At 68.0% G+C, this 20,045-nt stretch carries 19 protein-coding genes; 6 read left to right on the top strand and 13 right to left on the bottom strand.

Annotated elements, in window-relative coordinates; translation table 11 throughout:
* Nucleotides 1-27 precede the first annotated feature (27 nt).
* From GRI72_RS03460 to GRI72_RS03435, 6 genes are all read left to right on the top strand, one after another.
* Nucleotides 28-2,877: a 2-oxoglutarate dehydrogenase E1 component gene (locus GRI72_RS03460; protein ID WP_160732627.1), complete on the top strand. Its 2,850-nt coding sequence runs from the start codon at nt 28-30 to the stop codon at nt 2,875-2,877.
* A gap of 11 nt (nt 2,878-2,888) precedes the next feature.
* Nucleotides 2,889-4,133 carry a 2-oxoglutarate dehydrogenase complex dihydrolipoyllysine-residue succinyltransferase gene (gene odhB / locus GRI72_RS03455; protein WP_160732511.1) on the top strand — a complete coding sequence of 415 codons (1,245 nt, stop codon included), beginning with the start codon at nt 2,889-2,891 and terminating at the stop codon, nt 4,131-4,133.
* Nucleotides 4,134-4,139: 6 nt separating this feature from the next.
* On the top strand, nt 4,140-4,496 hold the full coding sequence (locus GRI72_RS03450) for a hypothetical protein (protein WP_160732510.1): 357 nt from the start codon (nt 4,140-4,142) through the stop codon (nt 4,494-4,496).
* Nucleotides 4,489-5,886: a dihydrolipoyl dehydrogenase gene (gene lpdA, locus GRI72_RS03445; protein ID WP_160732509.1), complete on the top strand. Its 1,398-nt coding sequence runs from the start codon at nt 4,489-4,491 to the stop codon at nt 5,884-5,886. The genes GRI72_RS03450 and lpdA overlap by 8 nt, the downstream gene beginning before the upstream one ends.
* 46 nt (nt 5,887-5,932) lie before the next feature.
* Nucleotides 5,933-7,267: an amidase family protein gene (locus GRI72_RS03440; RefSeq protein WP_160732508.1), complete on the top strand. Its 1,335-nt coding sequence runs from the start codon at nt 5,933-5,935 to the stop codon at nt 7,265-7,267.
* Nucleotides 7,268-7,390: 123 nt separating this feature from the next.
* On the top strand, nt 7,391-8,035 hold the full coding sequence (locus GRI72_RS03435; RefSeq protein ID WP_160732507.1) for a trimeric intracellular cation channel family protein: 645 nt from the start codon (nt 7,391-7,393) through the stop codon (nt 8,033-8,035).
* A 21-nt stretch (nt 8,036-8,056) separates the two neighbouring features.
* Here the strand turns inward: GRI72_RS03435 and GRI72_RS03430 are convergent, their stop codons facing one another.
* From GRI72_RS03430 to rpmD, 13 genes are all read right to left on the bottom strand, one after another.
* The gene (locus GRI72_RS03430) at nt 8,057-8,779 is read right to left on the bottom strand and encodes a hypothetical protein (RefSeq protein ID WP_160732506.1); all 723 of its coding nucleotides are present in this window, start codon (nt 8,777-8,779) and stop codon (nt 8,057-8,059) included.
* A gap of 161 nt (nt 8,780-8,940) precedes the next feature.
* Entirely contained in the window at nt 8,941-9,465 is a 525-nt protein-coding gene (locus GRI72_RS03425) for a hypothetical protein (protein WP_160732505.1), read from the bottom strand.
* 196 nt (nt 9,466-9,661) lie between these two features.
* Nucleotides 9,662-11,821 (bottom strand): prolyl oligopeptidase family serine peptidase, encoded by a 2,160-nt coding sequence (locus tag GRI72_RS03420; protein ID WP_237486702.1) that lies wholly within the window; start codon nt 11,819-11,821, stop codon nt 9,662-9,664.
* A 67-nt stretch (nt 11,822-11,888) separates the two neighbouring features.
* Nucleotides 11,889-13,244 (bottom strand): serine hydrolase domain-containing protein, encoded by a 1,356-nt coding sequence (locus tag GRI72_RS03415; protein WP_160732504.1) that lies wholly within the window; start codon nt 13,242-13,244, stop codon nt 11,889-11,891.
* A gap of 102 nt (nt 13,245-13,346) precedes the next feature.
* Nucleotides 13,347-13,769 carry a 50S ribosomal protein L17 gene (rplQ, locus tag GRI72_RS03410; protein WP_160732503.1) on the bottom strand — a complete coding sequence of 141 codons (423 nt, stop codon included), beginning with the start codon at nt 13,767-13,769 and terminating at the stop codon, nt 13,347-13,349.
* A gap of 95 nt (nt 13,770-13,864) precedes the next feature.
* Nucleotides 13,865-14,920: a DNA-directed RNA polymerase subunit alpha gene (locus tag GRI72_RS03405; RefSeq protein WP_160732502.1), complete on the bottom strand. Its 1,056-nt coding sequence runs from the start codon at nt 14,918-14,920 to the stop codon at nt 13,865-13,867.
* 112 nt (nt 14,921-15,032) lie between these two features.
* On the bottom strand, nt 15,033-15,422 hold the full coding sequence (rpsK, locus tag GRI72_RS03400; RefSeq protein ID WP_047805755.1) for a 30S ribosomal protein S11: 390 nt from the start codon (nt 15,420-15,422) through the stop codon (nt 15,033-15,035).
* A gap of 62 nt (nt 15,423-15,484) precedes the next feature.
* Nucleotides 15,485-15,853 carry a 30S ribosomal protein S13 gene (gene rpsM, locus GRI72_RS03395; RefSeq protein WP_160732501.1) on the bottom strand — a complete coding sequence of 123 codons (369 nt, stop codon included), beginning with the start codon at nt 15,851-15,853 and terminating at the stop codon, nt 15,485-15,487.
* Between the two features lie 349 nt (nt 15,854-16,202).
* On the bottom strand, nt 16,203-16,985 hold the full coding sequence (locus GRI72_RS03390; protein ID WP_237486700.1) for an SRPBCC family protein: 783 nt from the start codon (nt 16,983-16,985) through the stop codon (nt 16,203-16,205).
* Nucleotides 16,986-17,053: 68 nt separating this feature from the next.
* Nucleotides 17,054-17,698 (bottom strand): adenylate kinase, encoded by a 645-nt coding sequence (locus tag GRI72_RS03385; protein ID WP_160732500.1) that lies wholly within the window; start codon nt 17,696-17,698, stop codon nt 17,054-17,056.
* Between the two features lie 30 nt (nt 17,699-17,728).
* Nucleotides 17,729-19,093, bottom strand: coding sequence for a preprotein translocase subunit SecY (secY, locus tag GRI72_RS03380; RefSeq protein WP_160732499.1), 1,365 nt, complete (start codon nt 19,091-19,093; stop codon nt 17,729-17,731).
* Between the two features lie 105 nt (nt 19,094-19,198).
* On the bottom strand, nt 19,199-19,690 hold the full coding sequence (gene rplO / locus GRI72_RS03375) for a 50S ribosomal protein L15 (RefSeq protein ID WP_160732498.1): 492 nt from the start codon (nt 19,688-19,690) through the stop codon (nt 19,199-19,201).
* Between the two features lie 165 nt (nt 19,691-19,855).
* Nucleotides 19,856-20,041, bottom strand: coding sequence for a 50S ribosomal protein L30 (rpmD, locus tag GRI72_RS03370; protein WP_160732497.1), 186 nt, complete (start codon nt 20,039-20,041; stop codon nt 19,856-19,858).
* Nucleotides 20,042-20,045: the final 4 nt, after the last annotated feature.

Genomic DNA, 20,045 nt, shown 5'->3' with positions numbered 1-20,045 from the left:
CGACCGTCGGCGTTAGAGGTGACCCGGATGGGCAACGAGAACCACGATTTCCTCCCCGAACTGGCCGGGCAAGACGGCCCGCAGCCGGGGCCGAGCTGGGGCAACCCGCGCTGGCCGCTGACCGGGATCGACGCCGAGAGCGACCTGACCCAGGCGCTCGACCCGACCGCGATGAAGATCGCGGTCAAGGCCGCGGCGGAAAAGGCCGGCAAGGCCACCGATCCCAAGGCGATCGAGGAAGCGGCGTCGGATTCGATCCGCGCCATGCTGCTGATCCGGCTCTACCGCGTGCGCGGCCACATGGCGGCCGACCTCGACCCGCTGGGCCTGGGCAACCGCGAGCTGCCCGAAGACCTGACGCTGGAATGGCACGGCTTCGACGGGCAGGAAGACAAGGAAGTCTTCGTCGGCGGGCTGCTCGGCCGCGAATGGGTGACCGTCGGCGAACTGGCCGAGCTGCTGCGGGCGAACTACTGCGGCAAGGTCGGCCTCGAATACATGCACATCGCCGATGTCGAGGAACGGCGTTTCCTGCAGGAAAAGTTCGAAGGGCCCGAAGACGTCATCCAGTTCACGCCGGAAGGCAAGCGGGCGATCCTGGCCGCGGTCGTTCGCGGCGAACAGTACGAGGCGTTCCTCGCCAAGAAATACGTCGGCACCAAGCGCTTCGGCCTCGACGGCGGCGAATCGATGATCCCCGCGCTGGAAGCCGTGATCAAGTACGGCGGCCAGTCGGGCGTGCGCGAGATCATCTACGGCATGGCCCACCGCGGCCGGCTGAACGTGCTCGCGAACGTGATGGGCAAGCCGTACAAGGTGATCTTCCACGAATTTTCCGGCGGCAGCGCCAACCCGGAAGACGTGGGCGGATCGGGCGACGTCAAGTATCACCTGGGCACCAGCACCGATCGCGAGTTCGACGGGATCGACGTGCACATGTCGCTGGTCCCCAATCCCAGCCACCTGGAAGCGGTGGACCCGGTGGTCCTCGGCAAGACCCGCGCCCAGCAGGCGATCCGCGACGACCTGAAGAAGCACGAGCAGGTCCTGCCCGTGCTGATCCACGGCGACGCGGCCTTCGCCGGCCAGGGCATCGTGTGGGAATGCTTCGGCTTTTCCGGGGTCCGCGGGTACAATACCGGCGGCTGCATCCACTTCGTCATCAACAACCAGATCGGCTTCACCACCAGCCCGCAGTTCGCGCGCTCCTCGCCCTATCCGTCCGACGTGGCGAAGGGCGTCCAGGCGCCGATCCTGCACGTCAACGGCGACGATCCCGAAGCGGTGACGTTCGCATGCAAGCTGGCGGTCGAGTATCGCCAGCGCTTCGGCCGCGACATCGTGATCGACATGTGGTGCTATCGCCGGTTCGGCCACAACGAGGGCGACGAGCCCAAGTTCACCCAGCCGCTGATGTACGACGCGATCAAGAGCCACCCGAAGGTGAGCGAGATCTACGCCGCCCGCCTGGTGGAAGAAGGCGTGATCGACGAAGGCGAGCGCGACCGGCTTTCGGCCGAGTTCGTCAAGGAGCTGGAAGACGAGTTCGAGGCGGCCAAGAGCTACAAGCCGAACGAGGCCGACTGGTTCGGCGGGCGCTGGGCCGGGCTGAACAAGCCGGCCGACCCGGAAACCGCGCGCCGCAACGTCGAGACCGCCGTTTCCGACAAGCTGTTCGACAGCCTCGGCCGCACGCTGACCGAAGTGCCGGATGACCTGACGATCCACCGCACGCTGGGCCGCGTGCTCGACGCCAAGCGCAAGATGTTCGACACCGGTGAGGGCTTCGACTGGGCGACGGCGGAGGCGCTCGCCTTCGGCAGCCTCGTCACCGAAGGGTACGGCGTGCGCCTGTCGGGGCAGGATTCGGGCCGCGGCACCTTCAGCCAGCGGCACGCGGTCTGGATCGACCAGACCGACGAGCACAAGTACATCCCGCTGACGCAGCTGCCCCACGGCAAGTTCGAGGTCTACGACAGCCCGCTGAGCGAATACGGCGTGCTCGGCTTCGAATACGGTTTCGCCATGGCGGACCCGAAAACGCTGGTCCTGTGGGAAGCGCAGTTCGGCGATTTCGCCAACGGCGCGCAGATCATGATCGACCAGTACGTCGCCAGCGGCGAGGTCAAGTGGCTGCGCGCGAACGGGCTCGTGATGCTCCTGCCGCACGGCTACGAAGGCCAGGGGCCGGAACACTCGTCCGCCCGGCTCGAACGGTTCCTGCAACTGTGCGCGAACGACAATATCTGCGTCTGCAACATCACCGTGCCGGCCAACTATTTCCACGTCCTGCGCCGGCAGATGAAGCGTTCGTTCCGCAAGCCGCTGATCATCATGACGCCCAAGTCGCTGCTGCGGCACCCGATGGCCAAGAGCGCGGCCGAGGAATTCCTGGGCGAGAGCCATTTCCGCCGCATCGTCAGCGACACGACGGATATCGAGGACAAGAAGATCCGGCGCCTCGTGCTGTGCAGCGGCAAGGTCGCCTACGACCTGATCGAGAAGCGCGACGAGGCCGGGCTGGACGATGTCTCGATCGTGCGGATCGAGCAGCTCTATCCCTTCCCCGGCGAACCCCTGGCGGTGCGCCTCGGCCGGATGACGAACCTCGAAGAGGTGATCTGGTGCCAGGAAGAGCCCAAGAACAACGGCGCGTGGTTCTTCGTCGAGAGCCAGATCGAGGAAGCGCTCGCCGCCGCCGGGCATGACGGCATGCGCCCGCGCTACGCGGGCCGCGAAGTCGCCGCCTCCCCCGCAACCGGCCTCGCCAGGCGGCACGAGGAGCAGCAGCGCTGCCTCGTCTCGATGGCGCTGGGTCTCAACGATGGCGGCGAGGCCGCGCGGAACGGCAAGGCTGCCGGCAAGAAGAAGGCTTGAGGAACGCGAATATGGCCAGCGAAGTCAAAGTCCCCACCCTGGGCGAATCGGTTACCGAAGGCACGATCGGCGAATGGCTGAAGCAGCCGGGCGACCCGGTTAAGGTCGACGAACCGATCGCCAGCCTCGAGACCGACAAGGTCGCGGTCGAGGTCCCCTCCCCCGTCGCCGGCGTGATCGGCGAGCTGAAGGCGGCCGTGGGCGACACGGTCGAAGTCGGCGCGGTGATCGCCACGGTCGAGGACGACGTCGCCGCCGGCGAGAGCACGAAAGTCGCCCCGCGCGAGCAGGACGAGGCGCCTGCGGACAAGCCGACCCCGGCCGCCGCGAAGGATGCGCCCGCCGGCGACGCGCAGACCCTCTCGCCCGCCGTGCGCCGCGCGGTCCTGGAACACGGGGTCGATCCCAGCACGATCAAGGGTACCGGCAAGGACGGGCGCCTGACGAAGGAAGACGTGCTGGCCGCGGCCCAGGCGAAGAAATCGGGCGGCGGCACGATCGACGACGCCGCGCCCGACCAGGCCAAGGCGGCGGCGGCCCCCGCCCCGGCCGGCGAGCGGCGCGAGGAACGCGTCAAGATGACGCGGATGCGCCAGACCATCGCCAAGCGGCTGAAGGGCGCGCAGGAAAACGCCGCCCTGCTGACCACGTTCAACGACGTGGACATGAGCGCGGTGATCGAGGCGCGCGAGAAGTACAAGGACCTGTTCGCCAAGAAGCACGACATCAAGCTCGGCTTCATGGGCTTCTTCGCCAAGGCCGCGTGCCTCGCGCTGAAGGACGTGCCGGCCGTCAACGCCTATATCGAGGGCGACGAGATCGTCTATCACGACTACGTCGATATCTCGGTCGCCGTCAGCGCGCCCAACGGGCTGGTCGTGCCGGTGATCCGCGATGCCCAGGCCAAGGGCTTCGCGCGGATCGAGAAGGACATCGCCGACTTCGGCAAGCGCGCCCGCGACGGCACGCTGACGATGGAAGACATGAAGGGCGGCACCTTCACCATCTCCAACGGCGGCGTGTTCGGATCGCTGATGAGCACGCCGATCATCAACCCGCCGCAAAGCGCCGTTCTGGGCCTGCACCGGATCGAGGATCGCCCGGTGGCGATCGACGGCAAGGTCGAGATCCGGCCGATGATGTACATCGCGCTCAGTTACGATCACCGCCTGATCGACGGGCGCGAGGCGGTCACCGCGCTCAAGATCATCAAGGAAGCGATCGAGGATCCGACGCGGATGCTGATCGATCTGTAACTTGTCATGACCCAGCTGACCCGCTCCGCCGATTGTGGCAACTCCCCCAAGAACAAGGCCGTCGAGGACCTTGCAATTGCGCTGGAGGGTGGCCCCTGGAGCGGCGGGCTGCTGGACGACGACACGGTCTGGGCCCTGCCTGCGGGCGACCGGGTGACCGGGGCGCCGGCGATCAGGGCGGCCATTGCCGACAAGCCGCGGGCGATCCAGGTCGATCGCGTCGCCACGCACGGCAAGACCGGCGCGGCCAGCGGCAGCGCAGACGGCAGGCGCTTCGCCCACTTCATTACCTTCACCACCGCGAGCGCGAAGAACGTCGCCGCGATAGACAGCTTCAGGAAGAACGAGACCTCATATGGCTGAATACGACTACGACGTCCTCGTCATCGGTGCCGGCCCGGGTGGCTATGTCGCCGCGATCCGCGCCGCGCAGCTGGGGCTGAAGACCGCATGCGCCGAAAGCCGCGACACGCTGGGCGGCACGTGCCTCAACGTCGGCTGCATCCCGTCCAAGGCGATGCTCCACGCCTCCGAGTACTTCGAGGCGGCTGCCGGCGGGGCGATGAGCGACATGGGGATCGAGGTTTCGCCCAGGCTCGATCTCGACAAGATGCATGGCCAGCGCCGCGACGCGGTCGAGGGGCTGACCAAGGGCGTCGCCTTCCTGTTCAAGAAGAACAAGATCGACTGGAAGAACGGCCACGCGACGTTCAAGGACGCGCATACCGTGACGATCGGCGAAGAGACGGTGACGGCGAAGAACGTCGTGATCGCGACCGGCTCGTCGGTCACCCCCCTGCCCGGCGTCGAGGTGGACAATGCCAAGGGCGTGGTTGTGGACAGCACCGGCGCGCTGGAGCTGCCCAAGGTGCCGAAGAAGATGGTCGTGATCGGCGGCGGTGTGATCGGGCTGGAGCTCGGCTCCGTCTGGCGCAGGCTCGGCGCGGACGTCACCGTGGTCGAGTTCCTCGATCAGCTCCTGCCCGGCATGGACGGCGACGTGCGCAAGGAAGCGGGCAAGATCTTCAAGAAGCAGGGGATGGAGCTCAAGCTCTCGCACAAGGTCACCGGGTGCGAGGTGAAGGGCAAGAAGGCCACGCTGACGGTCGAGCCGTCGCAGGGCGGCGACGCGGAAACGATCGAGGCCGACTGCGTCCTGGTCGCGATCGGCCGGCGCCCCAATACCGAGGGGCTGGGCCTCGATGCGATCGGGCTCGAGACGAACGAGCGCGGCCAGGTGGAAACCGATCACGCGTTCCGCACGGCGGTCGACGGCGTCTGGGCCATCGGCGACGTCATCCCCGGGCCGATGCTGGCGCACAAGGCGGAGGACGAAGGGATCGCCGTGGCCGAGAACATCGCCGGCCAGACGGGGATCGTGAACCACGACGTGATCCCCAGCGTCGTCTATACCTGGCCCGAGATCGCAGGCGTCGGCCTGACGGAGGAGCAGGCGAAGGAACGCGGCGAGGTCAAGGTCGGCAAGTTCCCGATGATGGCCAACAGCCGCGCCAAGACCAACCACGAGCCCGACGGGTTCGTCAAAGTCGTCGCCGACGCGGAAACCGACCGCGTTCTGGGCGTGTGGTGCATCGCCAGCGTGGCGGGCACGATGATCGCCCAGGCCGCGCAGGCGATGGAATTCGGCGCGACGAGCGAGGACATCGCCTATACCTGCCATGCCCACCCGACCCATTCGGAAGCGGTCAAGGAGGCCGCGATGGCGGTGACGGGCAAGCCGATCCACATTTGACCGCTGCACGCCGCCCGTTACAACGGGCGGCGCAACAGGAGCGGCCATGGCGATACCCAGACTGACCGACCAGCCGGGGGCGATCGCGCTCGCGGCGCAGATCCGGGCCGGCGAGCTCTCCCCGCGCGAGGCGGTGGAGGCGGCGATCGCGCGGATCGAGGATCGCGACATGCCGATCGACGCGGTGGTCGTGTGCGATTTCGAACGCGCGCGCACCGCTGCCGAGGCGCTCGACGGGCAGGTGCCGGGCGACGATCGTCCGCTGTTCGGCGTGCCGATGACGATCAAGGAAAGTTTCGACATTGCCGGCCTGCCCACCTGCTGGGGGCACGAACGCTTCGCCGACAATATCGCCCGGCGCGATTCCTTCGTGGTCGAACGGCTCAAGGCGGCGGGCGCGATCTTCCTGGGCAAGACCAACGTGCCGCCCGACCTTGCCGACTGGCAATCGCGCAACCCGGTCTATGGCCGCACGCGCAACCCGCACGATACCGCGCGCACCCCGGGCGGATCGTCGGGCGGGGCGGCGGCGGCCGTGGCGAGCGGCATGGTGCCGTGCGAATACGGCTCCGACATCGGCGGCTCGATCCGCGTTCCGGCGCATTTCTGCGGGGTCTGGGGCCACAAGGCGAGCTGGGGCCTGGTGCCGATGCGCGGCCACGCGCACCCGATGCTGGGCCAGGACGCGCGGGCCGAGGTGGCGCTGGGCGTGGCCGGCCCGATCGCCCGCAATGCCGAGGATCTGGCGCTGCTGCTGCGCCTCACGGCCACGATGCCCCTGCCCGAACAGGTACGCCCGCTCGCCGGGTGCAGGATGCTGCTGGTCGCCGACTATCCGGGCAGCCCGGTGGACGACGCGGTCCGCGGCCCGGTCGAGGCGGCAGCCGACGCGCTCGAGGGCGCGGGCGTCCAGGTCGCGCGGTCGAGCGATCTCCTGCCCGATCTCGCCGCGCAGCAGCGCAGCTACATGAAGATGCTCAACATCGCGCTCGCCCGCGGGATGCCCGGACCCGACGGCAAGCGCGCGAGCGCGAGCGACTGGTTCGACCTGCTCGACGCGCAGGCGCGCTGCGAAGAGGCCTGGCGGGCCCTGTTCGAGGTCTACGACTTCGTCCTCGCACCCCCGGCCCCGGTACTCGCCCTGCCGCATGGCGAGGGGCGCGTGTTCGACGGCAAGCTGGCGATCAACGGGCGCGAGGAAGATGCCGGCGCGGCGCTCGCATGGGCCGGCCTGGCGACATTCCCCAACCTGCCTTCGACCGTGCTGCCGGTGGGCGAGAGCCAGGGCCTGCCCTGCGGGATGCAGGTGGTCGGGCCGCGCTGGCACGATCTCGGCTGCATCGCCGCGGCCCGGGCCATCGGCGACGTTCTCCACGGCTGATCGGTGCGCGCCCCGCGCCCCTGCCCCGCCGCCGAGCCGGACCACACCTCCGACCGCGACTGCGCGCGCTGCACGACCCGGGCCGTTCCCTTGCCGGGCAAAGGCGGCTAGGGGCGCCCGGTCATGTTCACCGCCGCCCCCGCCCTGCCCCCGGTTCTCGACCTTGCCGGAACCGCGATCTTCGCGCTTACCGGGGCCCTGCTCGCCGCGCGGCTGCGGCAGACCTTCGTCACGATGGCCTTCTTCGCGCTCGTCACCGGGGTCGGCGGCGGATCGCTGCGCGACATGCTGATCGGCGCGCCCGCCTTCTGGCTGCGCGATCCGTGGGTGGCGCTGGTCGTCTTCGGCACCGCGCTGGTGGCATGGTTCACGCCGCGGCGTTGGTGGGAGGGGAGCCTGCTCGAATGGGCCGACGCGGCGGGCCTTGCCGCTTTCGCGGTGCTCGGCGCGGCCAAGGCCCTCGCCTTCGGGGTCGAGCCCCTGCCCGCCGCCGTGCTGGGCGTGGTGACCGGGTGCGCCGGCGGCGTCGTGCGCGACGTGATCGCGGGCGTGCCCTCGATCATCATGCGCCCCGAGCTCTACGTCACCGCCGCTGCGCTTTCCGCCGGGATCACCGTGGTCGGCAGCGTGGCGGGGCTTCCGCTCGCCTGGATCTGGGGGGCGGCGTGGATTGCCGGGTTCGCCCTGCGCGGCGCGGCGATCCGGTGGGAACTGGCCCTTCCCAGCTATCGCGAGCGCGCACGGCGGCGGGCGGACAAGCCCGACTGAGCCTGCCCGCCACGCGGCGCGTCAGCCGCCGTGGTCGTATTCACCTTCGGGATAGCCCGGCCCGCCCGGCAGCGGGCCGCCGGGATAGGCGGGCTGCGCCGCCGGAGCCGCGGGCACCGTCGCAGTGCCGCGATCGACATTGCTCCACGCCGCGGCGTAAGTCGCATCGCTCCACTGCCCGTCGCGGGCCTGGGTGCGATAGGTCACCCCGCCGCGGCCGAAGTCGATATCGTCGATCCGCCCGTCGTTGCCGATGTGGCAGGTAAAGCGCTCGCCATCGTAGAGCGCGCCTTCGACGCGCCAGCCGCGCGCGGTGCGGTCCACGGCATCGACCGAGGCGACGCGGACGTCGCGTTCGATCCGGGCGACGCACATCTGCGCCGCGCGGTCGAGCCCGCCATTGCGATAATCGTCCCGCGGGGGCCGGTAATCGGCGCGCCGATCGGGCGTGTCGTTGTCCATCGCGCTCGCGACCGCGGCAATGCCGCCCAGGATCAGGACGCCGGCGATCACGTCGCCGGCATCGATCCCGCGATCGCGATGGCGGTGCCAGCGCCGGTCGCGATGGCGCCAGCGCGAGTGCTCGGCCGCGACGTCGGCACCGCCCCAGGCGCCGGCTTGAGCAGGGCCGGCGTGAGCGGGCGCTGCTGCCGCGACAAGGTCGGCTGCGGCTGCGGGGCTCGCGGCCATCGACAGCGCGGCGAGGCCGGCGAGGACGGGGGCTGTTCTTGCGTGACGAACCATAGTCTCAATACCCGTAAAGTGATGCGGCAGGCACCGCAATGTCAGCGTTGGGGCCGGCATCGGGGCCGCCGGGGACGGCGCGGGAATGGGCGGCCCAGCATGTCGCCATGCTGAACCGCCGCTCGGTGGCCGGTGAACTGGCCGGGCGGCGGACGCCCGCCTCAGCGAAGTCCGCGGATCCCGCTGTAATCGATGTCGTAAACGCGGCCGCGGCTGATGCGGCAGGTGAACTTGCCGCGATCGTACCCGCGGTTGCGGTCGTAGCGGCCATAGCCGCGGCGATCGTAGCGACCGTAGCCATACCGGTCATAGCGGTCGTAACGGCCATCGACGACCAGGCGGCCGCGAACCCGCAGGTTCCCGCGCCTGCCATCGACATCGCGGATCTCGGTCACATTGGCCATGCGATAGCCGGAGCGGCGCGCATCGCGCTCCACCGCCCTGACGCAGCGTTCGACCGCGCCGCGCGCGCCGTAGCGATGGCCGCGCCGGTCGCGATAGCGCCGGTCGTCGCGGTCGAACGCGCCGGCCAGGGCGGCAATGCCCCCGATGATCACGGCGCCGGCGATAACGTCGCCGGCATCGATCCCGTCGTCGTGGTCCCGCGCCAGTGCGGGAGTGGCGGATGTCATCGCCATCGCGCCTGCCGCGACGGTCCCGACCAGGGCTTTGCTTACGGTCTTCATGGCTCTCTTCCTCGCTGGCCGGAACGGGACTGCTCCGGGCTACGAGGGCCCTTCTAGGACATGGGCCGTGAGACGACGCTGAATTGGCGTGACAGCGGGTGTTCAGAAAACGCCCACCCAATATGAACGGGCTGTGAAAAGGGCGGCCGGGCGCGGGGCATCGCCCCGGCATTCGGCCGCCCACCACGCGATCCCGTCAGTCCTCGGCCGGGCTTTCCGGCACGGTCAGCCCCGTCCAGTATGCGAGGAAACCGAGGACGTCGGCCCCTTCCTCGATCGCCTTGTCGGTCGGCTTGCCGCTTCCGTGGCCGGCGCGCGTCTCGATCCGGATCAGGTGCGGCTTGTCGCCGAGGTCTGCCGCCTGGAGCGCGGCCGCGTACTTGAAGCTGTGCCCGGGCACGACCCGGTCGTCGGTATCGGCGGTGGTCACCAGGATCGCCGGGTAATCCTCGCCGGACCGGATGTTGTGATAGGGCGAATAGGCGCGCAGGACGCGGAAATCGTTCTCCTTCGACGGATAGCCGTAATCGTCCACCCAGTAGCGCCCCGCGGTCCAGCGGTCGAAGCGCAGCATGTCCATCACGCCCACCGCGGCGTTGGCGGCATCGAACAGGTCGGGACGCTGGTTGACCACTGCGCCGACCAGCAGGCCGCCGTTCGATCCGCCCTGGATCGCCAGCCCGTCCTCGCTCGTGTAGCCATTGGCCTTCAGGTATTCGCCCGCGGCGATGAAGTCGTCGAACACGTTCTGCTTGTTGGCGAGGCGGCCGGCATCGTGCCACGCCTTGCCATATTCGCCGCCGCCGCGAATGTTCGCGAGCGCGAACACGCCGCCAGCCTGGAGCCAGGCCATGCGCGAGGCGGAAAAGCCGGGCGTGAGCGAGATGTCGAACCCGCCATAGCCGTAGAGCAGCGTCGGCGCCGGGCCGGTCACGTCCTTGCGCCGGACGATGAACATCGGAACCCGCGTGCCGTCCTTCGAGGTGTAGAACTGCTGCTCGGTGACGAAGCGATCGGGATCGAACGTCAGTTCGGGCGCGGCGAAGGTGCTCGTTTCGCCGCTATCGACGTCGAGGCGATAGATCGTGCCGGGCCGGTTGAAGCTGGTGAAGGTATAGAAGGTTTCCGGGTCGCCCGGCTTGCCGCCGAAGCCGCCCGCCGTGCCCAGTTCGCCCAGTTCGATATCGTCGAGCGGATTGCCCTGCAGGTCGAACACCGCGGCCCGCGTCGTCGCGTCCTTCAGGTAAGTGACGATCAGCTTGTCGCCGACGATCGAGGCGCCGTCGATCGGCTGTTCGCTTTCGGGCACGATCGTCGTCCATTCGGGCGTGGCGGCGGAAAGGTCGGTCGTGACGATGCGATAGCGCGGCGCATCCTTGTTGGTGACGAAGAAGGCGCGCGTGCCGATCGTGTCGATCGGGTTCCACGCGTTCTCGAACCCGGTGACCAGCGGGCGCGCCTTCCACTCGCCGCCTTCATCGGCAAAGTCGATCACGTGGACTTCGTATTTCGCATCGGTGCCCAGCGAACTGATCACGAAGCCCCAGCGCCCGTCGTCCGACACGCCGAGGCCATGGCCGCGCTCGGGATGGTCGGGGGTGGCGAAGACCATCCGGTCCTGCGACTGCGGCGTGCCCAGTTCGTGATACCAGACCGCCTGGTTGTAATTGAGCGCCTGGAAATCCTGGCCTTCCTCCGGCTCGGGGAAGCGCGAATAGAAGAACCCCTTGTTGCCCAGCCACGAGATGCCGGTGAACTTGGCCCAGCGAATCTCGTCCTCCAGCGGCTCGCCCGTCTCGACGTCGAGCACGCGGATGATGCGCCAGTCGGTCCCCCCGTCCTGCACGGCATAGGCCAGCAGCTTGCCGTTTTCGGACGGTTCCCACCCGGCCAGCGCGGTCGCGCCGTCGTCGGCCCAGGTATTGGGATCGATCAGCAGGCGCGGTTCCGCCTCCAGCCCGTGGCGGACGTAGAGCGGGCTCTGGTTCTGCAGGCCCGTGTTGCGGGTGTAGAAATAGTACTGGCCCGCCTTCTGCGGGATGCCGAAGCGCTCGTAATCGAGCAGCGCGCCGATCCGTTCCTTGAACCAGTCGTTGGCCGGCAGCGCCTTCAGGTAGGCATCGGTGAACTCGCTCTGCTCCTTCACCCAGGCGGCGACCTGCGCGTCGTTGCGAACGTCGGCCTCCAGCCAACGATAGGGATCGGCGATCTCCTCGCCGAACAGCGTTTCGACGACCTCGTCGGCGCGGGTTTCGGGATAGTCGGGCAAAGTTACCTCTTGGGCGGAAAGCGGCGCGGCGAATGCCAGCGCGAGAGCGGATGCCGCGAGGGCGGCGGAACGGAGGCGCATTGTCATCTCCCGAAGGGCCTTGTCACTGGTTGCAGATGTAACCGGCGCGCGGCGCTTTGCAATCCGGGAGGGATCAGTTGTCCAGCGCGGCAAGCACGTCGCGGGTGAAGGCGGCGATGTCGAAGCCGCTGCCGGGCGGATCCTCGCCGCGGCGAACGATGACGACCTCGCGGCTCGGCACCACGACCACGAACTGCCCCCGGTTGCCCATCGCCGCATAAGTATCGGCTGGCACGCCTTCGCTGGCGTTGAACAGCCAGAACCCCGCCCCATAGCCGAAGGGCCCCTCGGGCTGTGGGCCGCTGGGGCGGGCGACGTAATCGCTCCAGCCTTCGGGCAGGACGCGCTCGCCGCCGGGGAGCACACCGTCGTCGAGATAGAGCTGGCCGAGCAGCGAAAGATCGCGCGCGGTGGACCAGACCTGGCTGGAAAGGATGTAATTTCCCTGCCAGTCGCGCTCCGCCACGGTGTCCACCATGCCGACACGGGCGAAGAACGCGTCGGGCGGGTGCCGTTCGAACGTGTCCGCGATCGCCTCGATCGCCATCAGCGTGTCGTTGTTGGCATAGCGATAGACGGTGCCGGGCGGGTGGACCAGCGGCCAGGCCCCGGCGCGTTCGTCCACCGTCGCGCCGCCGAAATAGAGCGGATCGGTGCGGTTGCCCGCGGTGTCGGAATAGCGGCCCGAAGCCATGCGCAGCAGGTGGTCTATCGTGATCCGGGATCGCCCGTCGGACGGCGAATGCCCCAGCCCCGCCCGCTGCGCCGTATCCGCCTCTCCGCGATGGACGGCGGCCCCGACCAGCGTGGCCGCGATGCTCTTGGCGACCGACCAGGTGCGCTGCGGCACGTCGGGCCCGAACCCTTCGGCGTAGACCTCGCCCAAGGTTTCGCCGTCGCGGCGCACCAGCACCGCGGTCGTGCGCGTGCCGTCGCCGTAGAGCGGCGAGAAGCCCGCCTCCATCACCGCTGCCAGCGCCGCGTCCCGCGGGGCGACGACCGGTGCGGACGGGCCGGCTTCGGTCGCGCGCAGCGCATCGATCGGCGGCAGCCCGCCGCCGATCGGGAGCAGGTGGCAACCGCGCAGCGAATCGTGGTCGGCAATGCGCGGGGGCATGTCGTCGGCCCAATCGACCCTGACGTGGCGGACCTGCCCGTCCCCCCGGTCCCGCACGATCTCGAACGGCAGTTCGGGCACGATCGTATCCAGCGGCGCCTGAATGCCGGCAAGCTCCCAGGCCATCACGCTCTCGGGGGTGCGCGTGGCGCCGGCGCGTTCGGCGTTGGCGATCGCGCTGCACAGGAACAGCGCCTTGTACCCGGCGGCCAGCGCGCGGTCGTAGCGGGCGTCGAGCGCGTCCTGCTGGCTTTGCGCGACGGCGGAAACGGGCGCGAGGAGCGCGGCTGCGGCGATGACATGGCGGATCATGCGCTGCCTTGTGCCACGATGCGCCGCGCGGGCAAATGCCCCAAGGCAAAAGGGCCGCGAGGTTTCCCCCGCGGCCCTTCGCTACCCTTCGTCGAGGTGCGCTTACGCGTCCTCGAAAGTGTCTTCGTCGCTCGTGATCGGACCCGAGTCCTGGCCCTTCGCCTCAACGTCGCGGTCGACCAGCTCGATCACCGCCATCTGCGCCGCGTCGCTGTCGCGATAGCCGGCCTTGATCACGCGGGTGTAGCCCCCGTCGCGATCGGCGTAACGCTCGGCCAGGACGTCGAACAGCTTCTTCAGCTGCGTCTCGTCGCCCAGGCGGCTCATCGCCAGGCGGCGGTTGCTGAGCCCGCCGCGCTTGGCCAGCGTGATCAGCTTTTCGACGTAGGGGCGCAGTTCCTTGGCCTTGGGAGCCGTGGTCAGGATCTGCTCGTGCTTGATCAGCGCGGTGGCCATGTTGCGGAACAGGGCCTTGCGGTGGCCGGTCTTGCGCTGCAGCTTGCGGCCGGAAATCTTGTGACGCATCTCGATATATTCCTTCGTTCGAAAAGGGCCCGTGCGAGGTAGCCCAGTGCTGGCGGCGCTTTCCCGTCATGGGGGGCGCGCCGCCGGAACCCGTATCAGCCCAGAAGTTCCTGTTCGAGCTTCTTGGCCATTTCCTCGATGTTCTCAGGCGGCCAGCCCGGGATGTCCATGCCGAGGCGCAGACCCATCGACGAGAGCACTTCCTTGATCTCGTTCAGCGACTTGCGGCCAAAGTTCGGCGTGCGGAGCATCTCGGCCTCGGTCTTCTGGACCAGGTCGCCGATGTAGATGATGTTGTCGTTCTTCAGGCAATTGGCGCTGCGGACCGACAGCTCCAGCTCGTCCACCTTCTTGAGCAGGTAGCGGTTGAGCTGGTTGGCGTCGCTTTCTTCCGGCTGCGCGGCCTGGCCGATCATGGCCGAGCTCGGCTGCGGAATGCCTTCCTCGAAGTGGACGAACAGCGTCAGCTGGTCCTGCAGGATGCGCGCGGCATAGGCCACGGCGTCTTCGGGGGTGACGGTGCCGTCGGTTTCGACCGTGAGGTTCAGCTTGTCGAAATCGAGTTCCTGGCCGACGCGGGCCGCCTCGACCTTGTAGCTGACCTGGCGCACGGGCGAATAGAGCGAGTCGACCGGGATCAGGCCGATCGGCGCATCGGCCGGACGGTTCTGGACCGCGGGGACATAGCCCTTGCCGGTGTCGGCGGTGAGTTCCATGCTCAGGTTCGCGCCCTCGTCGAGATGACAGATCACGAGATCCTTGTTCATCACCTCGATATCGCCCGAAACGGCGATGTCGCCGGCGGTCACTTCGCCGGGGCCGGTCTTGTTCAGCTGGAGCCGCTTGGGGCCTTCGCCTTCCATCTTGAGCGCGATCTGCTTGACGTTGAGCACGATGTCGGTCACGTCCTCGCGCACGCCGGCCAGCGAGGAGAACTCGTGCAGCACGTTCTCGATCTTGATCGAGGTGATCGCCGCGCCCTGGAGGCTGGAGAGAAGCACGCGACGCAGCGCGTTGCCGAGCGTCAGGCCGAAGCCGCGTTCGAGGGGTTCCGCGACGAAGGTGGCCTTGCGCGATTTGTCGCCTACGGCCTTAATTTCGAGGCTGTTGGGCTTCTTGAGTTCCTGCCAGTTCTTGGTGTTGACGGCCATGGATTTCCCCTAGGGTTCTAATACGGGCGGGACCGGCTGCGCTGGTGGGCGCGTCCGGTCCGTCAGGGTCGGCGGCCTCGCGTCGAACGCCAGGCCGCCGGGCAGGTACGGATCAGACGCGGCGGCGCTTCGACGGCCTCACCCCGTTGTGCGGGATCGGGGTAACGTCGCGGATCGAGGTGATCGTGAAGCCGACCGCGGCGAGACCGCGCAGCGCGCTCTCGCGCCCCGACCCCGGGCCCTTCACTTCGACTTCCAGCGTGCGCACGCCGTGTTCCGCCGCCTTCTTGCCGGCATCGTCGGCAGCGACCTGGGCGGCATAGGGCGTCGACTTGCGGCTACCCTTGAAGCCCATCATGCCGGCACTGGACCAGCTGATCGCATTGCCCTGCGCATCGGTGATGGTGATCATGGTGTTGTTGAAGCTGGCGTTGATGTGCGCGACGCCGCTCGAGATGTTCTTCTTGTCGCGCCGCCTGATCCGGCCGGGTTCGCGTGCCATTGGTTCGGTATCCTGTTCTTAAAAGAAGTGACTGAAAGCGAAGCCTTGCGAAAAGCGTTCGCTTACTTCTTCTTGCCCGCGATGGGCTTCGCCTTGCCCTTGCGGGTGCGGGCGTTGGTGTGCGTGCGCTGCCCGCGGACGGGCAGGCCGGCGCGGTGGCGCAGGCCACGATACGAACGCAGGTCCATCAGGCGCTTGATGTTCATCGCGGTGTTGCGGCGAAGATCGCCCTCGACCTGGTAGTCGGAGTCGATCGTCTCGCGGATCTGCAGGATCTCCGCGTCGCTCAGGTCCTGAACGCGGCGGGAATGATCGATGCCGAGCTTGTCGGCAATCTGCACGGCCGTGGTGCGGCCGATACCGTGAATGTAGGTGAGCGCGATGATCACGCGCTTGTTGGTGGGGATGTTTACCCCGGCAATACGAGCCACTTACTTCTCCATGCTCCACAGGGGCCGACCGGCCGGCTCGCCACGCGAGCACTCGGCCTCCCCTATCTCAACGCTATCGTTCATCGGCGAAAGACGAATGCCGGAAATGGCAAAAAGTCCGAATGGCGCGCGTTTCATGCTGCCGCCTCTCGAACTACCCCGCAAATGCCGAATGAAGAGCGCGCTTAGGGCGATTCTCCTCGCGCGTCAACAGCCATGCGCGCGCATACCGTCACACCGCCCGATGCGGGCGGTGAGGGGCTGGCTGCAAGGTCAGCGTATATCAGCTTTGCCCTGCGGTCAAAAGGCTTCGGCCGCGTTTACCACGCCCCGCGGGCGCACCGGCGGGTCAGCCGTCCGACAAGTCCTCGAAAGCCTGCTCGACGCTTTCGCGCGCAGGCGCCTCGCGCGCGCCCTCGCCCGCGCCCGCGCCTGCCCCCTCGTCCGCATCTGGCGCGGCCTCTTCGCCCTCTTCGCCGGCGGCGCCCGCTTCTTCGGGCTGTTCCGCCGGCTGTTCAGGAGCCGCCGGGGAGTCGGCGGGGCCGAGCAGCGTGGCCAGACCGTCGAGCTGCTGGGCGATCACGGCGTCCACCGCGGCCGCGATTTTCGCGGTTTCATACCGCATGTAGCCACCGACGACATATTCGAAGGTCACGGCCGTCCCGTCTTCCTGCGCGTCGAAGGCGATCGTCAGCACGCCGGTCACGGCCTCGCTCTGCAACGGGCCCAGCGCGCCGCGCATCCGCAGCGCGCTGTCGGGCGCGGCATAGATCACTTCCATGTGCCGGACGCTGCCGGCAAGGCCGACCGTCTCGGCGGTATCGACTTCGGGGATGCGTTCGCAGAAACAGCCGCCCGCCTGGGGCGTGAGGGTCAGGTTGGCGGCATCGCCCGACCAGGTGTGGCCGTCGCTCCACCAGCGCGCCGGGGAAATCAGCGCCATCCACGCTTCGCGCGGGCTCGCTTCGACCACGCGGACATGGCGGGTGACGAAGGTCCCCTCGCCCGCCTCGACCACTTCCGCCGCGGCGGGGCCGGCCTGGGCCAGCGCCGCGGCAGCCAGCATAGCGGCAAGGCCACGGGTGCCGGCGGCGCGGGCCGCCCGGGGTGTGGTGGTGGAGCGCATCGCCATCGGTAATCCTCCCTCGCGCCGGCAGCTATTCCACAACCGGACGCACGAGGCAAAGCCCGGGCGCATCGCTATGCCAGGACGGCGTCGATATTCCCGGTGACTTCGTCGATCGCCTGCATCCCGTCCACCCGGCTGACGATGCCGCGTTCTTCGTAGATCGGCAGGATCGGCGCGGTCTTGGCGCGATATTCGACCATGCGCGTGCGGACCGTTTCCTCGTTGTCGTCGGGCCGGCGCTTGAACTCGGTCGCGCCGCATTCGTCGCACACGCCGGGCTTCGCCGGCTGCTTGAACGAATCGTGATAGCCCGCGCCGCAATTGGCGCACGTGAAGCGGCCGGTGATCCGTTCGACCAGCGCGTCCTCGTCCACGACCAGCTCGATCACGTGGTCCAGCGAGCGGCCGTGCCGGGCGAGGATCTCGTCGAGCGCGCTCGCCTGCGCGGCCGTGCGCGGATAGCCGTCGAAGATCGCGCCGACATCGTCGCCCATCGCGGTCAGTTCGGCATCGATCAGCTCGGAAACGATCTCGTCCGAGACCAGCTCCCCGCGATCCATGACCGCCTTCGCCTTGATGCCCACCGGCGTACCGGCGCGCACCGCGCCGCGCAGCATGTCGCCGGTGGACAGCTGCCGCATGCCGTGGCGCTGCTCCAGGCGCTGCGCCTGCGTGCCCTTGCCTGCCCCCGGAGGCCCGAGAAGGATGATATCCAAGCCGCTTCCCCTATTTCCTGGCGGTTGCGATCAGCGCATGCGGCCTTTCAGCTTCGCCTTCTTGATCAGGTCGCCATACTGGTGCGCCAGCAGGTGCGACTGGATCTGGCTGATCGTGTCGACCGTGACGTTGACCACGATCAGCAGGCTCGTACCGCCGAGGAACAGCGGGATGCCCGTCTGCGCGATCATGTACTCGGGGATCACGCAGACCAGGGTCAGGTAGATCGCACCGATCACGGTGATGCGGGTGAGAACGTAATCCAGATACTCGGCGGTCCGCTTGCCCGGGCGGATGCCGGGAATGAAGCCGCCGTTCTTCTTCAGGTTCTCGCTCGTCTCCTCCGGGTTGAAGACCACGGCGGTGTAGAAGAAGCAGAAGAAGATGATCCCGATCGCATAGAGCAGCATGTAGATCGGCTGCCCGTGCGCGAGATACTGGTTCAGCCAGACGATCGCGCTGCCGAACGTGCTCTCGGTATCGACCTGGTTGCCGGCGAACTGACTGATCGTCAGCGGCAGGAGCAGCAGCGAACTGGCGAAGATCGGCGGGATGACGCCCGCGGTGTTGAGCTTGAGCGGCAGGTGGCTGCGATCGGCCTGCATCCCGCCCCGCTGCGTCGCGCGCTTGGGATACTGGATCAGCAGGCGCCGCTGCGCACGCTCCATGAAGCAGATGAACAGGATCAGGATCACGACCATCGCGACGAAGCCGACGATGATGACGGGCGAGATCGAGCCGCTGCGGCCGCCTTCGAACATGTTCGCCGCAAAACCGGGGAACTGGGCGACAATGCCGGCCATGATGATCAGCGACACGCCGTTGCCGATCCCGCGGCTGGTGATCTGTTCGCCCAGCCAGAGGAGGAACATCGTCCCGCCGACGAGGCTGACGACCGCGCCGACGCGGAACATCATCCCCGGCTGGACCACGGCCTGGAGGCCGCTCTGCGCGGCATAGGCCTCGAGCCCGGAAGCCAGGAACCAGCCCTGGATCGCGCAGAGGAAGACCGTGCCGTAACGGGTGTACTGGTTCAGCTTCTGGCGCCCGGTGGCGCCTTCCTTCTTCAGCGCGGCGAGCGAGGGATGGAGCGCGGCGGCCAGCTGCACCACGATCGAGGCCGTGATGTAGGGCATGACGCCGAGCGCGATCAGGCTCATGCGTTCGAGCGAACCGCCCGAGAAGGTGTTGAACAGGTCGAGGATGCCGCCCCGCGCGGTGTCATACAGGTCCTGCAGCACCAGCGGGTTCACACCCGGCAGCGGCACGAAGCTGAGGAAACGGAACACGATCAGCGCCCCGATCGTGAACCAGATCCGGTTCTTGAGCTCGGTCGCCTTCGAGAAGTTGGCGAGGCTGAGATTGCTCGCGATATTGTCCGCGCGTGATGCCATGAGAAATGCTTGTGCCCTAACTCGGCGCCGGACCCTCCCGGCTCGGACAGGCTAGATAGGGTGCGGGGGGCACGTTGTCGAACCCCCCGCCCCTATTTTTCCCGCTTACTCGGCGCTGTCGCCGTCGGCGGCCTTCTTCGGCGCGATCACCTCGACCGAACCGCCGGCCTTCTCGACCGCCGACACGGCGCCCTTGGATGCGCCGGCGACCTTGAACTGGACCTTGGCCTTCAGCTCGCCCTTGCCCAGAAGGCGCACGCCGTCCTTGCCGCCGCGCGCGAGGCCCGCGGCCTTCAGCGCTTCGTGATCGACGACCTTCTTGGCATCGAGCTTGCCCGCGTCGATGAACTTCTGGACCATGCCCAGGTTCACTTCGGCGTAGTCCTTGCCGAACGGGTTGTTGAAGCCGCGCTTCGGCAGGCGCATGTGCAGCGGCATCTGGCCGCCCTCGAAGCCCTTGATGGCCACGCCCGAACGGCTCTTCTGGCCCTTCTGGCCCCGGCCACCGGTCTTGCCCTTGCCCGAACCGATGCCGCGCCCGACGCGGATCTTCCGGTGGCGGGCGCCTTCGTTGTCGCGGATGTCGTTAAGTTTCATAATCCTGCACTCGCTTTCGCTTTTCTTCGCGCTTCAAAAAATCACGAGCCCCACGCGCGGTGGGAGCCCAGTGCCGACGATTACACGTGCCGACGATCACAACGCCGGCGGTCGTAACGCGCCGGCGCTGCCGGTGGCCCCCGCCTCGCGGCAGGGGCCGGCCGGTCAGTCGACGATCGCCACGAGATGCGGGATCTTGGCGATCGCGCCGCGCACCTCGGGGGTGTCCTGGCGTTCGACGACCTTGTGCATCTTGTCGAGGCCCAGGCCGACCAGGATCTTCTTCTGGGCTTCCGGGCGGCGGATCGGCGAACCGACCTGCTTGATCTTGATGGTTTTCGCTTTGGCCATCGAA

Origin of the sequence: Pelagerythrobacter marinus (assembly GCF_009827515.1) — a bacterium.
Lineage (GTDB): Bacteria > Pseudomonadota > Alphaproteobacteria > Sphingomonadales > Sphingomonadaceae > Pelagerythrobacter > Pelagerythrobacter marinus.
Note: the sequence above shows the minus strand (reverse complement) of the source record. Positions and strands in the feature narration are given on the sequence as shown.